A 15,178-nucleotide genomic window follows, 5' to 3' on the forward strand; every position below is an offset into this window, starting at 1 on the left:
CAATGCACGACGCCCGCCCCCGCGTTGCCGCTCGGCCTGGTCGACGCGATGCCCTGCCCCACTCCCACGGAGGACACGGAGACCACGTCACCTCCCATCACCTCGTCCCCGGTCACCGACTCCACCAAGCCGGGCTCCAATGGGGAGAAGGAGACCTCGGTTACCTGTCCGGACGGGTCCGTGCGCCGATCGGCCGACCAGTGCCCCTTGCCGCAGAAGGCCTGGTGGTCGGCGTCGCCGTGGGCGAAGCCTGCCCGCCGCCGCGGCCATCCCCGCCGGTCCCGGTCGTCTGCTGGGACGGTTCCGTGCGCGCGGCGACGCTCGACTGCCCCGCCGGGCGCCGGCTCTGCCCCGGCGGCCTCGCGGTTCCGCTCGACGAGCAGTGCGCGGCACCCACCCCGTCTCGCTGCCCGAAGGGGACGGTGCGCGTGCTGGGCGTGTGCACACCCGTGTCCGAGCCCGGCGGGTCCGAGCCCGGCGTGTCAGAGCCGGATGTGGGGGAGCCGGTGGCACGCGAGGCACGTCCCGGTGAGCTGTTGTTCGACCGGAGCGCCGTGACGGCTGGAGATACGCTGTTCGCCCGGGGTGCCGGCTGCAGACCCGGGTCGCAGGCCATGCTCACCGCGGGCGGCGAGCTGGTCGGACGGACCGTTGCCGACCAGGACGGCACGTTCGAGACCGTGGTCCAGTTCGCCAGCTTCCAGCCGGGTTACCGTCCGGTCACCGCCGCCTGCGGAGCTAACCTCACCGCCGGTATAGACATGGTGCTGGTCTCCGCGGACACCAGCGCTTCGCCTCCATCGGTGCTGCTTCCGCTCTTCTTGGCGCTGTCGTTCCTGGCCGTGCACTACCAGATAGCGGCCCGTGGACGTCGGCGCGCCAGGTCGCAGCGCCGTTAGGTGCCATGCGCCGCCAGACATTACCGGGTGTTGCCGGCTGTTGCCGGGCGTTGCCGGGTGTTACCGGTGCGGGTGGACTGCTGACCGACACCCTTGAGAACCTCGGGATCCTCGACAACCTCGGGCGGGAGTGATCATCTAATGTCCCACCCACCCGGCCGGAGTGGACCCGCGGACCGACCCGCGGATCATGCTGCCTCCGAACCGACCGAGGTCGGTCCCTATCGGCTGGTGCGGCGTCTCGGCGCGGGTGGGATGGGGACCGTCTACCTGGGGGAGAACACCGCCGGTGGTCTGGTCGCGGTCAAACTGATCCGGGCGGATCTCGCCCGGTTGGCCGAGTTCCGCAGCCGGCTCAAGCAGGAGGCCGACAACGCCCGGCGGGTCGCTCGTTTCTGCACGGCGGCGGTCCTCGACGTCGACATCACCGCCGATCCGCCTTATCTGGTGACCGAGTACGTCGACGGGCCGACGCTGTCCGAGGCGGTCGGCACGCGCGGCCCGTTAACCCCGGCGGAGCTTCATCAGCTGGCGGTGAGCATGACCACCGCGCTGATGGCGATCCACCAGGCCGGACTCGTGCACCGGGATCTGAAGCCGTCCAACATCCTGCTGTCCCGGCTCGGACCGAAGGTGATCGATTTCGGTATCGCGCGCGCCCTGGACTCTGCGACGGTACTCAGCGGGGATCGCCAGCTCGGGACGCCGGCGTTCATGGCGCCGGAACGGGCCTTAGGTGAGCAGGTCACCTCGGCGGCGGACGTGTTCGCCTGGGGCGGTGTCCTTATCTTCGCCGGGACCGGCCGTTACCCGTTCGGTAACGGCCCTGCTCCCAGCGTGCTGTACCGGACGGTCAACGATCCTCCGATGCTTGACGGCTTCGAGGACAGCCTGCGGCCCCTGGTCTCCGATGCGATGCGCAAGGCAGCGGCGGAGCGACCCACCGCCGAGAAGCTCTACGCGCGTCTTCTGGACCTACGTGCCGAAGCCCCGATGGTGGCCAAGGGGCTGTCCCTGTCCGAGGTGACCGCGCTGATCCGGCCGCTGAACACGCCTCCCGGCGGCGCCTCCGGGACGCCGGCGAGCGACGCCGACCTCGCGGGTCCGATCACGCCCGTCACCGGCCATCAGCCGATCGGACCCCCGCCGCCCGCGAACCTGATCTCGTTCCCGGGGCCGGGCATTCCCGGGGCACCATCCCGGTCCGGCCCGTCGTCGGTTCCGGGTGTGTCGTCCCCGCCGGTGGCATCGTCGGTTCCCGGCCCGCCGTCTCCGCCGGAGCCCTCGTCGGTTCCGGAGCCCTCGTCGGTTCCGGAGCCCTCGTCGGTTCCGGGCCCGACGTCTTCTCCCGGGCTAGGGTCGTCCTCGTCGGGGAGCGAGGCGTCACCGTCCGGGCCGGATGCCCGCTGGCGGCCGGGCGCCGGCTCGTCGTCCCGCTCCCGGGACTTCGCCGATGCTCTGGTGACGGTCTGGACCGATGACGAACACAGCCAGGACACCGGGCGAGGAGCGTCCCGGTCGTCCTCGTCTCAGCGGTCGTCCTCGTCGTCGCAGAGGTCCTCGTCCACCGCGCCACCGGGCGGCCGGGCCCGCAACCGACGTCCGCTGATCATCGTTGCCCTGGTGGCTGCCGTCACCGTGCTCGTGACGACGGTCGCCATCGTGTCCACCAGGGGCGGGGCCTCGCGGACCGAGACGAGCGTGCCCGAGGCGGTCGCCGAGCGGGCGCTGCTCCTCCAGGATGGCAACACGGGACTCGCTCGCCGGCTCGCGCTCGCGGCCTACCGCGCCGAGCCGCGCTCGGCCAGGACCCGGAGCGCGATGATCGCGCTGTTCGGTGCCGGGATCACCCCGACCACCATCCCCGTCGGGACCGGTGCCCTGCTGGCGCTCGCGGTGAGCCCGGACGGGCATTGGACCGCGGCGGGGAGCGACAACGGAACCGTCACGGTATGGGAAGTCGTCGGTCGGACCGAGCTGGTCCGGCGCACCTCCGTCTCGGTGTCGAGCCGCAGCTGGGTCGAGTCGCTGGCGTTCAACCGGGACAGTGGCCTGCTCGCCGCGGGCCACTCCGACGGCACGATCCGGCTGTGGAACCTGCACGACCCCGACCAGATGGTCCGATGGTCGACCATCCAGGCCCACGCCGGCGCGGTGCAGTCGGTGGCCTTCAGCCCGGACAGCAACACTCTCGGGTCCGCCAGTGCGGACGGCATCGTCGCGCTGTGGGATGTCACGGACCCGGCGCATCCGAAGCAGCGCGTCCGGGCGGACGGTCAGACCGGGGGAGCGCGCTCGGTGGCCTTCGCGCCGAACGGCACCCTGCTCGCGTTCGCTGGTGACGACGGCACCGTCCATCTGTGGCACATCCGGGACGCGGCGCGGCCGACCGCGGGTGGAATCCTGCGCGGGCACAGCCGTGGGGTGCGGTCCGTGGTCTTCACCGGCGACGGAGGCGTTCTGGTCTCCGGCGGCGTCGACGCCACGGTGCGCCTGTGGGAGGTGCGGTATCCGGATAATCCCGCCCGTGGCGTCGCCACCGGCTCTTTGGGCGGGGTCCAGAGCGTGGCCTTCGAGACGGGTGCCGACGTCGTCGCATCCGCCGGTGATGACGAGACGGTCCGGCTGACCGACATCTCCCGTCTGGACAGGCCGATCCTGCTGACCCAGTGGCACGGGCACACCCAGCCGATCAGCGCGATCGCCTTCGTCTCCGGCACGGGCGTCGTCGTCTCGGCTGGTCACGACGGGACATTGCGGCTGTGGGACGCTGAGCCCGGCCGGCTCGCGGACACCGCGTGCGCCGATCCGGCGAACCGGCGAACCGGATCACCGCCGGTGAATGGAGCACCGCCTTCAGGGAGATGAGTTACCGGGCTCCCTGCGGTTGAGTTGACGACGGGCCGGCCGCCGGATTGCTCGTCAGGCCCACTGGAGCGGCCTGCCAGGTGAACCGTCCGGCTTTTCGACCGCAGGCGAGGGCTTCACCGTCGAGGGCGTGCTGGGTTACGTCCTCACGGGTTGAGATCCGCCGGAGGAGGACGTCGACCCGCGCCCACCGACGCACCGGTCGACGGGGAAGACTGGTTGGTGTGAATGCTGCAGAAGGCCGGGCGGTGCTGTCGGTCGAGGACTTCGGGCCCTCCTGGAAGCGGGGGCCCTTCGAGTTGGGCACGGACGGCCCACAGGTGATCATGACCGGGGTCGACGGGTCGCGGACGTCGATGCGCGCGGCAGCCTACGCGGCCGGGCTGGCCCGCCGCCAGTCGTCCCGACTGGTGGTGGTCTATGTCGCGGCCCCCTCGGTGTGGGCGGCGATGTCCCCGGCGCCGGCCGGGGAGGCGATGCAGCAAGTGATTAACTCGGTCATCGGTGAGGTGCGCGAGGCGATCCTGGAGCGGTCCGAGGAGCTGGGCGTCCCCATCCGGTTCGTCGTGCGGGCCGGCGATCCGTTCGAGGCGCTCAAGCGGAGCGCGACGGAGGAACAGGCGGACATGGTCGTCATCGGGGCGTCCGAGAGCGCCGGGCACCGCCTGGTCGGTTCCCTGGCGAGCCGGATGGTCCGCGGCGGTCGCTGGCCGGTCACCGTCGTGCCGTAGGGCCCGGATGGTTCCCGTCCGGGCCGTCCGGTGGGGGCGGATGGTCCTGACGGCCGGGGCCGGCTCCCTCCCACCGGTACGACGGCCAGCGTCGGCACCCGTCGGGCCAGTAACGAGGTCATCGCCGCACCCGTCGGCGGACTCGGCCGGCATCTCTCGACGTGGGGTCGCCGAAACCATGCCGAAACCGTGACAAAATAGCGATGGGATCGTGACGTTGCGTTCACTCGCCGGCTATGCCGACCGGCCCGGCCGTGCCGGGTTGATCCGCCCGTCCAGAGAGACCCGTCGGGCGGCCAAACCGGGCGTCGCCGGGCGCGATGCTGAACAGTGTCGAATCCGACCTGTTGGGAGGCAGCGATGCTCCGTCACAGCTCGACGCCCGCGCATATCGTGGCGCGCGATCTATCCGTTGACTACGTCATGGAGGAGGGGGAGCGAGAAGCGATTCCCGGCACACTCCGTTACGACCCGGCTGATCCCTTCGCTGTCGAGTTGATCCTACGTTCCGGTGAAGAGGCCATCACCTGGATCTTCGCTCGCGCGCTGCTAGCCGAAGGGATCGAGGTTCCCGCCGGGACCGGCGACGTGCGCATCCGGCCGACGGCGTCCAAGGGGCGGTCGGTGATCACGGTGTCCCTGTCCAGTCCGTCGGGGCATGCCGATCTTGAGCTGGCGAAGTCGAAGGTCATCGCCTTTCTCGCCGACTGCCACGGGCAGGTTCCAGTGGGGCGGGAGAGTAACGGCATCGACTGGGACAACGAGCTTCACATGCTGCTGCACACCCGGAACACCTGACCGCTTCGGGTGTTTTCAAAGATCTCATCATCAACTCTGGTAATGACGATTCCGGGCGGGGGCGCCAGTCCGGTCCGCGGTGCCGGTCCGGTCCGCGGCGCGGATACGGGGAACCGTAGCCGTCCCCCGCCCGTGTCCCGCGCGCCCGCTCAGAAGGTGTCGGGCGCGCCTTCGATCGGCTGCCAGACCTGAATCTCCGGGGGTCCCTCGACGCCGGCGTCCCGCATGAGGGCGGCTATCTCGGGCTGATTGGTGAAGAACTCCTGGAACGCCTCCGCGGAATCCCATTCATCGAGGATGATGACCTGCCCGTCGCCGGCAAGGAAACGATGGTGCAAGGCTCCCACCTTTTTTGCCTGCTCGGCGACGGATGTGAAGATATCCGCCTTCGATGCGAACAGCTGCTGAAGAGCCGCTGGATCGACTTTCAGAGTCATGGCGACGATGACACTCATTTGAACCCCCATTATGTTGCCTGGCCCGGGTAACTATAGCGCATCGTCTCAGGACCCGGAAGACGGCTTGTCTGCCTCCGGGGATGCTGCGGCGTCGCCCCGGCACCGGTCAGACCCGGCGCTTGAACGCGGTGAGGGCGAGCGGCGCGAAGACCGCGGCCAGCCCCGCCGCCCAGACCAGCGCGTGCCAGGTCGGCGTGGCCACCGGGCCCGAGACCAGCAGGCCTCGGGTCGCGTCGGCCAGGGCCGTCACCGGGTTCACCTTGACGAACGCCTGCAACCAGCCCGGCATCGACGACGTCTCGACGAACACGTTGCTGATGAAGGTCAACGGGAAGATGAGGGTGAACCCGAAGGCCATCACCTTCTCCGGCTCCGAGACGAGCATCCCGACCAGCACGGAGATCCATGAGATCGCCAGCGCGAACAGGACCACGAGGCCGCAGGCGGCCAGTGCCTGCAGCGGGCCGGTCTCGATGCGGAAACCCAGCACGTATCCGAGGCCGAGCAGCATGGCGATGGCCCAGATCTGCTTGACGAGATCGGCGACGATGCGCCCGGCCAACGGCGCGGACCGGGCGATCGGCAGGGAGCGCAACCGGTCGAACACGCCCTTGGTGAGGTCGGCGTTGAGCCCCATGCCGGTGTTCAGGGTCGTGAACAGGGTGTTCTGCACGATGATGCCGGGCAGCGCGAACGTCAGATAGTCGGAGGTCGAGCCGGAGATCGCCCCGCCGAACACATAGGTGAACAGCAGGAGGAACATCAGCGGCTGCACGCTGAAGTCGAGCAGTTCCATCGGGTTGTGCTTGACCTGGACGAGCGTGCGCCAGGCCAGGGTCGCGGTGTGGCGAAGCGCGTCGAGCGGGGTGACCCGCGCGGCGCCGACCGGCTCGGCGGTGCCGTGCGTCGAGAAGCGTGGCTGGTCGGGGGTGGGCGTGGTCGGGCTGGTCAGGGTCGTCACGGCAGCTCAGCTCCTCGTCGCCGCGGGGATCTTCGCGGCCGTGTCGGTTGTGGTGGCCGTGTCGGTTGTGGTGGCGGCCTGGCCGGAGGCGGTGGCCGGGTGGCCGGTCAGGGACAGGAAGACCTCGTCGAGGCTGGAGCCGCGCATGGCCAGCTCGCCCACCCTCACCCCGGCGTCGTCGAGCCGACGGACGACCGCGGGCAGCACGGCGGGGTCGGTGACTCGGACACTGACGAGCCTGCCCGCCACCGCCGGGGCCGCGCCGACCACCTCCGCGACGGTGGTTGCCACCAGCGCCACGTCTGCGGCGTCGAGCGGGCGGACCTCGAGGGCCTGGCCGCCCGCCCGGTTCTTCAGCTGGTCCGGCGTGCCCTGCGCGATGACCCGGCCGTGGTCGACGACCGCGATCTCGTCCGCGAGCTGGTCGGCCTCCTCCAGATACTGGGTGGTGAGCAGCACTGTGACGCCCTGGCCGCCCACGAGGTCGCGGACGATGTCCCACATCTCGTTGCGTGCGCGGATCCAAGCCGGTCGTCGGCTCGTCGAGGAACAGCAGGCGCGGGCGCCCCACCAGGCTCGCGGCCAGGTCGAGTCGCCGGCGCATGCCACCGGAGTAGGTCTTCGCAGAGCGGTTCGCCGCGTCGTCCAGACGGAAGTCAGCGAGCAGCTCCCGGGCCCGCGCCTTGGCTGCGGACCGCGGCAGGCCGAGCAGCCGGCCGATCATCACGAGGTTCTCGGTGCCGGTGAGCATCTCGTCGACGGAGGCGTACTGGCCGGTCAGCCCAATGAGCTGGCGCACACGGTGACTGTCGTGCAGCACGTCGTAGCCGCCGACGAGGGCGGTGCCGGCATCCGGGCGCACCAGGGTCGCGAGGATCCGCACGATCGTGGTCTTGCCCGCGCCGTTCGGGCCCAGCAGACCGAAGACGGTGCCGGCCGGCACCGTCAGGTCGACGCCCGCCAGCGCCGTCGTCTCGCCGTATCGCTTGACGAGCCCGTCGGAGACGATCGCGGGGGTGGGAGGTTCTCGTCTGTCCGTCATGGGATCAGCGTTGTCCGTCATGGGATCAGCATGCCGGCTACCACTGACACTTTGGCCACCCTGGAGGGATGGCGGTGACCGCCTAGGCGTCGTGGCGACGGCCCACTGACGGAACGCTGACGCCGGTGGGTCCGTCCGTCAGTGGTCCGTCCGGCGGCGGGATGCCGGCTGCAGTGCCGGGTTACCGCTGTAGTGGCTGGTACCGGCGATGTCGGTGCCGGGGGTGACGATCTCGTCGATCGCGTCGAGCGTCGCCTGGTCGAGGGTGATCTCGGCCGCCGGGAGGACGTCGTCGAGCTGAGCGAGCGTCTTGGGCCCGATGATGGCCGAGGTGACGGCGGGGTGGCTGTCGACGAAGGCCAGCGCGAGGTGAGTGAGGGACACGCCGGTCTGCTCGGCGACGGTGGTCAGCTCCTCCAGCGCGGTGAAGCGGGCAGGCGCGTTCGGGTCCTCGGAGAGTGCCTGACTCTGGCGGCGGCTGAGCAAGCCCTGGGGCGAGTAGCGCGATCCGGCCGGAGCCTGCTCGCCGCGCCGGTACTTGCCGGTGAGCCAGCCGCCGGCCAGCGGGCTCCAGGGGATGATGCCGATGGTGTGGCGTTGGGCGGCGGGCAGGACGGCTTCTTCGATGGAGCGGGCGAAGATGGAGTACTGGGGCTGTTCGCAGACGAACCGTTCGCTGTTACGGCGCCGGGCGGCCCACTGGGCCTCGACGATCCAGTCGGCGGGGAAGGAGGAGGAGCCGAGGTAGCGGACCTTGCCGGCGTGGACGAGGTCGGACAGGGCGCCGAGGGTGTCCTCGAGGTCGGTGTCCCAGTCGTGGCGGTGGACCTGGTAGAGGTCGATGTAGTCGGTGCCGAGGCGGCGCAGGCTATCCTCAACGGCGCGGATGATCCAGCGCCGCGAGCCGCCGCGGGAGTTGCGCTCGTCGCCCATGGGGCTGAAGCACTTCATGGCAAGGACGATGTCGTCGCGGCGGGTCTTGATGGCCCGGCCGACGATCTCCTCGCTCTCACCCTGAGAGTAAATGTCGGCGGTGTCGATGAAGTTGATGCCGGCGTCGAGGGCCCGATGGATGATGCGTTCGCATTCGTCGTGGTCGGTGTTGCCGAACGCGCCGAACATCATGGCGCCGAGACACTGGGTGCTGACCTCGACGCCGGTCCGGGCGAGTTTGCGGTACTTCATGGTATGTGCGGCGTGGAGACCTCCACGTTCACGCGGAGGAGGAAACGCCGCTCACCCCCTTTCGCATCAGACCGGATAGAAGACGAGCCGTGCTCGCCTGTGGAGATTCTGTGGAGACGGAGGGAGGCCGAACCGACGGTAGTCGGTGACGCATCCGTCGGAACCTCCCGTCGGGAAAAGAAGCAGGAACCCGGCCCGCGAGGTCCGGGAATCCCCCACCTGCGGACGAGGGAGGAAGCCAGCCCCACGCCGACCATAGGGGACGTAATGAAGTAACAAATACGCGATCGAGATCATCATCGCAGGTCACAGGCCTGTGGAGGGTTCGAAACGCGCAAGTTATTTCATTTCGACTCCATAGCGGTGGGAGCGCACTCGAAGTCAACCGGTCGGCCGGCATGGCCCGACCGAGTCCGCGGGCGGACCGTCGCCGCCGCGATCAGGAGCGCAGGTAGCCAGGTGCTTTCGCCGAGCAGTTCCTCGACAAGCCGGCCATGATACTCGCCTGGACTTCGGGGGACGTTGGCACGCTTTTCGACCCGCGGAGCGTGACTACGTCCCCCGATCTTTCCGGCATCTGTCTCGCCGGCACCCGCGCGACCGCGACGGCCTTGATCGCATCAGCGATCGGTGAATGCGGCAACGGTCACGTCGCTATCCAGCCTCACCGCCTGATAGCCGTAGGTACTGCTCAATTCTATTTTGAAAATGATGCAGAATCGATCGACGGAGGCGATGGTTCTCGCCAGGTCACGGTATTTCTGCTTGAGCCCGTATACCGCAGCCCGGTTGGTGACCGCGGTCTGGCCGCAGATGAGGATGACCGGCCTGGTTGAACCGGGAGGCGTGAACCTGGCGACGAGCGCGTATTCTCGGCGGCCTTTCTCCAGAAGGAACCTCCGCTCGCCGACAACGAAGGCCCCGGAATCGGGTTGGCCCGGTGCGATGGGACGGACGGCGACGCCCGGCAGGTGCGTGGCCAGGTGGCCGCCGGTGCGAGGGTTCGACTCGGGGCCGCCGAGGCAGAACTCCGTGCGGTCGCCGTTGATGTCGTAGAACTCGTCGCATGAGTGCACGGAGATCGGGCAGCCGAGCTCGCCGGCGAGCGTGGCGACCTCGATCATCGCATGGACGTCGTGACGGCTGACACTTCCGGGTGCGTCCCACGTGTTGTTCATGATAACGAGGCATGTGCCGCCGGCCTCCAGACCGAAGAACTCCGCCTCGCGACGCAGGGCACGAATGTTCTTCGCCCGCTGCCAGAGCCAGACCGATCCACCGCTGAGGACGCTGGTCGCGAGCCCGATCGCGATATTCAGGAATACCGCCGTCAACCTGCTCCCCTCACCGTTTCCAGCCGGGTGGACGGCGAGATCATCCCATGCCGGCGCGGCCGGTGGCCGGGCCGACGTCCGCGGCGCCGGCCCGGCCCAGCCCAGCCCGGTTCACCACGTGGTACCCACCGCCCCGGTCGTCGTCGGGCGGTGATAATCCTGGTGACGCGGTTGATTTTTCATGACATGATCTTTTCGGATGCTAGGCGCTGATCACCGATGATCATCGCGGCTGGCTATTCGGGACGGCATGTCTTCGCCTCCGCCCGTACCAGGCGATCGAATCCCGGTATCTCCTCTATTACCTCGGGCATCCCGCGGTTCGTGGTTGGACCCTCCGTAACGCCAGCGGGTCGGCGGTACCCACGCTGACCGCCGGGATCATGCGAGCGATGCCGCTCCTCCTACCACCACGGTCGATACAGGAGAGAATCGCAGGAATTCTCAGTGTTTGGGATGGCCAGTCCGCGGTTCATGATCGCATCAGTCGGGCCGGTGCGGGTGTGCGTGATTCTCTTCTTGCCCTGCTCGTGAGTGATGCGATCCTGCGGGATGGGCCGCCGTCATCTGGAGAGCGGCGACAGCGAGCGGGCACGTGGTGCATCAAGTGATGTTATGACCGGGTCGGCATCAATCGGGGTGAGCCGCCGACCGAGGTGGTCCGCGCTGTCGCCCGCGCGGTGATGCGGGCCGATCTCCGCATTGACCAGGATGCGGTGGTTCATCACGGTGTGCTGGGCGGTGTACAGCAGGTTTGGGCCGGACGGGGTGGTGACAGCCTCCTCGGGGATAGGACGCTGGGTGACATCAGCGAATGAGATCGGTGGATATCTGGTCGGCGCGGGTGAGATGATCCTCCACGGCGGTCAGCCAGGCGATCGGGCGGCTTGCGTGTGGATTGTGGTCGGCGCCGGCGATCACCGCGAGATGGGCGTCCGGCACGGATCGGGCGAGCGTCTCGGCGGCGTCACGAAGACTGAAGTCCCGTTCACCAACGATGACGGTGGTCGGGGCGCCGATCTCGCCCAACCGTTCCGTGAGGGACGGATAGCTGCTCAGGTCCCGCCAGAGCGCGACGATCGCGTTCGGATCCATCCGGCCGAGCCCCGCCACCGCGCGGTGCCGGCCGGCGTGGACGGCCGTTGCGATCGCCGCCGCCCCCGCCAGCAGGACGGACACCACCCGCTTCGTGATCCCGCCCGTGCCCGTGGCGGGAGCGGCGGCGGTGTCAGCGAGAACCAGGGACCGCACCCGTCCCGGATGGTCGAGCGTGTAGCGCAGCGCCACCACCCCGCCCATCGAGTGGCCGATCAGGTGGACGGCGGGCAGCCCGAGCACGTCGACCACCGTCGCGAGGTCCGCCACCAGCTGATCAAAGCTGTAACCCGCCCGGCCCGTCGTGGCCCAGCCACTCGCGCCATGCCCTCGCTGGTCGTAGGTGATCACACGGCGGGACGCGGCGAGCTCCGGAGCCACCGCGGCCCAGCCCGCCGTGGTGCCGGCGATCCCGTGGAGCAGCAGGACCAGGATATCGTCACGCCCGCCGCGGACCGTCCCCGGGCTGCCGTCGGACGTCGTGGTCCGCGTCTCATCCTGGGCCCGTGCCTCGTTCGGGGGACGGTCGTCCGCCCGGAGGTGGTCCGGGGGCGGGGGAACCGGTGGCCGGGGAAGCTCCGGCGGGGGATCGTCGGGTGGGAAACCCTCCGGCCGTAGCTCTTCGACGTGCAGTTCCAGATAGTCCGGACCCGTCGCCACCGCTACCCGCCGCTCCACCGAGATCACCACATCTCCATGGTCGCGTCTCGCGGGGCCGGACAGCCCCCGATCGGGTGATCGGGGGCTCGCCGAGCGGCAGGCGAATCTTCGGCTCATGCGACGCATCCGGAGAATCTCGACAGCGCCGGGCGGGGTCGAAGCGTCCGACGAGGAATATCCGGATCGGGAGAAAGCGCGGACGGGAAGAACGCCGGCGTAGGGGCGCCGGCGTAGGGGCGCAGGGGTAGAGAGTAGGACACGGGCGAGGGGGAACGACATGGCCGAGAAGGACGGGTGCCAACGGGCCGGGTTCGGGCCGTTCGTCCGGGAGCCGCTGGAGGGCGTGCGCCGGATCGCGGTGCTGCGGGCCAGCGGGCTCGGCGACTTCGTGTTGGCGCTGCCGGCGTTGGAGGCGCTGCGGGCGGCCTATCCGGACGCGCATCTGGTGTACCTCGGTCTGCCCTGGCACGTCGAGCTGTTGGCGGGCCGCCCGGGACCCTGGGACGAGGTGGCGGCCATCCCGCCCTGGCCCGGCGTGTCCACCAGCACGCAAGGACCCTCGCCGACCGGTACGGCCCCGACCTCCGCCACCACCGACGACCTACGGACGGATGGCACTCGAGCCGACGACGAGGTGCGAACGGATCGCGTGCGCGACGGCGGGGTGCGCGACGGCGAGGTGCGCGACGGCGCCGTGCGCGCGTTCGTCCGGCGCCACCGGGTGGCCCGCTACGACCTGGCGCTGCAGCTGCACGGTGGGGGCGCCCATTCCACCCCGCTGGTGCACGCCTTGGGCGCGCGGTTCACCGCCGGTGGCCGGGACGTGGGAGCGCCGCCGCTGCACCGGTCCGTTCCGTTCCGGCATCTGCAACACGAGACGTTGCGCAACCTGGAGATCGTGGGACTCGTCGGGGCTTCCCCCGTCACCCTGAACCCCGGATTGACCGTGACGGCCGACGATCGCCGGGCGGCCGCCGAGGCCATGGCCGGCGCCGAGGTCACGGCCGGGGCCGCCCCGCTGGTCGTTCTGCATCCCGGCGCGAGCGATCCGCGTCGGCGCTGGCCCGTCGACCGGTTCGCCGGAGTCGCGAACGCGCTCGCGGCGGACGGCGCTCGCATCATGATCGTCGGTGTAGCGGCCGAGCGAGCCCTCGCTGAACGGCTCGCGGCGGGCGTGTCGGGGCCCGTGGTGAACCTGGCCGGCCGCCTCTGCCTGCCCGGCCTGGTGGGGATTCTCGCCACCGCCGACCTGATGATCGGTAACGACTCGGGGCCGCGGCACCTCGCCGGTGCACTCGGTATTCCGACCGTCGGCGTCTTCTGGTGCGGCAATGTGATCAATGCTGGGCCGCTGGAACGGGCCCGCCACCGCATCGCCACGTCTTTGTCAGACGACCTGCCCGGAATGTGGGGCGAGCCAGGCGCACGGGCGATGCCCCCACAACCCGTCGTTCGTCGCGGATGTATCCGTGGACGAGGTCCTCGTCGAAGCCCGGAACCTGCTCGCCCGGGACTGGAAGGTACCCCCCGGGTCCGTCTGACTCGGCTCCGCTCGATCGGCCAGCCGCCGTTCGATGATCGGGACGGTCAGCCGATTCCCGCGTGCATCTCGAAGTCCAGCGCACCGATGCCGACGAGCCAGTACACCCAGTCGGCGTCGCGGGTCGGGGCGACCTGTCCGCCCGGTGGCTGGTAGCCGACCCGCCTCGCCTTCTCCAGCGCGCCCGCCAACCGGTCGTTGAGCGAGGTCTGCTTGATCCCCAGCCGGTCGGCGGCGGATTTCTTGGGACGTGGATCCGGGTTACGCAGGGGCGGCCACCGTAGATGCTGCTCGAAGACCACGCGGATCGCCTCGGTCTCCTTCTCGGAGAGGCGATCGACCTCGTTGCTCTCCGTCACTCGACGATCGCGGGCGATCCGGCGGACGCCGGTCGGCTCCGGCTCGCATAACAGCAGGTAGCTGCGCTGCGGAGTACCGCGCAGCCAGATCGCGGTCGGCCGGTCGGTCACCGACACCAGCCCGCCCTGCTCGACGGGATACGTCGGCTGCCCCCAGTTCCGGACATCGGCCTGGTTCAGGTTCGCGATTTCCACATTCCAGCCGCCGCCCGGCGCGGCGGACACGCGGGCGGCCCGGCGGGAGAGTTTCCGGTCCGGCGGGCCGGCGGACAGATGCCGGTGCGACGCGGCCTCGTCACAGACGTCGTCCGGGGCGGCGCCGACGCACAGCTGGTCGGAACGGCGCAGCCGCTGGTCGAATTCGACCCGATCGTCGACGAGGAACCGCAGCCGCATGGCGAGCGAGTGTAACGGTACCTTTCCGCAGGGTGGTTTCGGCCCCTCCGGTCGCCGCTTCCCCGGCGATCTCGTCCGTGCCCGGATACCGGTGTGGGTCAGGCGTTGCTGCCGTCGGCCCCGCGCACCGCCCGCGCGTGAATCTGAAACTCTTCGAGGTCGGAGCCGATGAGACGACCGAGAACCCGGATCACGTCGGAGCGTTCGATCGCCACCGGGCGCCACAGGATCGCGGATTGGGCTTCGCGCAGACCGGCCTCCCGCGGGAAGGCGAGCAGGCGTCCGCAAACCCAGCTGAGCCGACGTACCTGAGTGGTAATCGGGAAGGCCAGGATGACGCCGTTCTCCACCCGCACCGCGACCACCGGGCGCCGCTTGTAGCCGGCACAGTCCGAGAAGTCGACGCGGGCATCGAGGACCATCGCGGGCCCCAGCGACGTCCACGGAACCGGCCGCAGGTGCTTGAGGGAATTCCCGCTCGGTCGCGGCTTGCTCGTCGTAGTCGATACCGATCGGGGATGTCCGTCCGGTCCGGACGCGTAGCGGGCGAGGTAGTCCGGCAGCGGCTGATCGCGCCGAGTGCGTCGGCGGGCCTGCCGGGCCCGGTCACGGGCAAGTTTCTGCAGTGGCTTGCTCCGCCTGGCCGGGACCTGGCGCTGAGCGCGGCGGGAGTTGAACTCGGGCACGGTGCCTCCGGAAGGTAGTAGGCCGTTGCCATCGACCGTCGCAGAAGCCGCCGATGACGACCAGACCGATAGATGTCGGTTATGGCTGTCCTTTACCTGACGAGGCCGAGCGATACCGTCATATCGCGCGGACAGGCATACTGCAGATCCTTCGCGATCTTGCGGG

General features: G+C 69.6%; 14 protein-coding genes and 1 pseudogene. 6 read left to right on the forward strand and 9 right to left on the reverse strand.

Annotation, left to right across the window (positions count from 1 at the left end; translation table 11 throughout):
- Nucleotides 1-224 precede the first annotated feature (224 nt).
- The 4 genes from ACY45C_RS01430 (at nucleotide 225) to ACY45C_RS01445 (ending at nucleotide 5,296) form a co-directional block, all read left to right on the forward strand.
- On the forward strand, nucleotides 225-899 hold the full coding sequence (locus ACY45C_RS01430) for a hypothetical protein (protein WP_462185874.1): 675 nt from the start codon (nucleotides 225-227) through the stop codon (nucleotides 897-899).
- Nucleotides 900-1,154: 255 nt separating this feature from the next.
- On the forward strand, nucleotides 1,155-3,767 hold the full coding sequence (locus tag ACY45C_RS01435; RefSeq protein WP_462185875.1) for a protein kinase domain-containing protein: 2,613 nt from the start codon (nucleotides 1,155-1,157) through the stop codon (nucleotides 3,765-3,767).
- Between the two features lie 224 nt (nucleotides 3,768-3,991).
- Nucleotides 3,992-4,498, forward strand: a complete 507-nt coding sequence (locus ACY45C_RS01440; protein WP_462185876.1) for a universal stress protein — start codon at nucleotides 3,992-3,994, stop codon at nucleotides 4,496-4,498.
- Nucleotides 4,499-4,858: 360 nt separating this feature from the next.
- Nucleotides 4,859-5,296 (forward strand): SsgA family sporulation/cell division regulator, encoded by a 438-nt coding sequence (locus ACY45C_RS01445; RefSeq protein ID WP_462185877.1) that lies wholly within the window; start codon nucleotides 4,859-4,861, stop codon nucleotides 5,294-5,296.
- 149 nt (nucleotides 5,297-5,445) lie between these two features.
- Here ACY45C_RS01445 and ACY45C_RS01450 read toward each other — a convergent pair whose 3' ends face one another.
- The 6 genes and pseudogenes from ACY45C_RS01450 to ACY45C_RS01475 form a co-directional block, all read right to left on the reverse strand.
- Nucleotides 5,446-5,751, reverse strand: coding sequence for a hypothetical protein (locus ACY45C_RS01450; protein ID WP_462185878.1), 306 nt, complete (start codon nucleotides 5,749-5,751; stop codon nucleotides 5,446-5,448).
- Between the two features lie 109 nt (nucleotides 5,752-5,860).
- Nucleotides 5,861-6,706: an ABC transporter permease gene (locus tag ACY45C_RS01455; protein ID WP_462185901.1), complete on the reverse strand. Its 846-nt coding sequence runs from the start codon at nucleotides 6,704-6,706 to the stop codon at nucleotides 5,861-5,863.
- Nucleotides 6,707-6,721: 15 nt separating this feature from the next.
- A pseudogene (locus ACY45C_RS01460) lies at nucleotides 6,722-7,778 on the reverse strand (ATP-binding cassette domain-containing protein).
- A 117-nt stretch (nucleotides 7,779-7,895) separates the two neighbouring features.
- Nucleotides 7,896-8,942, reverse strand: a complete 1,047-nt coding sequence (locus ACY45C_RS01465; RefSeq protein ID WP_462185879.1) for an aldo/keto reductase — start codon at nucleotides 8,940-8,942, stop codon at nucleotides 7,896-7,898.
- Nucleotides 8,943-9,008: 66 nt separating this feature from the next.
- Entirely contained in the window at nucleotides 9,009-9,242 is a 234-nt protein-coding gene (locus tag ACY45C_RS01470; protein ID WP_462185880.1) for a hypothetical protein, read from the reverse strand.
- Nucleotides 9,243-9,562: 320 nt separating this feature from the next.
- Nucleotides 9,563-10,066: a hypothetical protein gene (locus ACY45C_RS01475; RefSeq protein WP_462185881.1), complete on the reverse strand. Its 504-nt coding sequence runs from the start codon at nucleotides 10,064-10,066 to the stop codon at nucleotides 9,563-9,565.
- A 422-nt stretch (nucleotides 10,067-10,488) separates the two neighbouring features.
- Here ACY45C_RS01475 and ACY45C_RS01480 point away from each other — a divergent pair, with 422 nt between their 5' ends.
- Nucleotides 10,489-10,887 carry a restriction endonuclease subunit S gene (locus ACY45C_RS01480; protein WP_462185902.1) on the forward strand — a complete coding sequence of 133 codons (399 nt, stop codon included), beginning with the start codon at nucleotides 10,489-10,491 and terminating at the stop codon, nucleotides 10,885-10,887.
- A gap of 196 nt (nucleotides 10,888-11,083) precedes the next feature.
- On the opposite strand, the gene ACY45C_RS01485 is transcribed toward ACY45C_RS01480, so the two are convergent.
- Complete coding sequence (locus tag ACY45C_RS01485; protein WP_462185882.1) at nucleotides 11,084-12,061, reverse strand: alpha/beta fold hydrolase; 978 nt, start codon at nucleotides 12,059-12,061, stop codon at nucleotides 11,084-11,086.
- A 247-nt stretch (nucleotides 12,062-12,308) separates the two neighbouring features.
- Here ACY45C_RS01485 and ACY45C_RS01490 point away from each other — a divergent pair, with 247 nt between their 5' ends.
- Nucleotides 12,309-13,727, forward strand: a complete 1,419-nt coding sequence (locus tag ACY45C_RS01490; RefSeq protein ID WP_462185883.1) for a glycosyltransferase family 9 protein — start codon at nucleotides 12,309-12,311, stop codon at nucleotides 13,725-13,727.
- Here the strand turns inward: ACY45C_RS01490 and ACY45C_RS01495 are convergent.
- Both ACY45C_RS01495 and ACY45C_RS01500 read right to left on the reverse strand, forming a co-directional pair.
- A complete protein-coding gene (locus tag ACY45C_RS01495) occupies nucleotides 13,619-14,326 on the reverse strand; it encodes a hypothetical protein (RefSeq protein ID WP_462185884.1) in 708 nt (235 codons plus the stop codon). The two genes, ACY45C_RS01490 and ACY45C_RS01495, sit on opposite strands and share 109 nt — an antisense overlap.
- Nucleotides 14,327-14,424: 98 nt before the next feature.
- Nucleotides 14,425-15,012 (reverse strand): hypothetical protein, encoded by a 588-nt coding sequence (locus tag ACY45C_RS01500; protein WP_462185885.1) that lies wholly within the window; start codon nucleotides 15,010-15,012, stop codon nucleotides 14,425-14,427.
- Nucleotides 15,013-15,178: the final 166 nt, after the last annotated feature.

This window comes from Frankia sp. CcWB2, assembly GCF_977927585.1.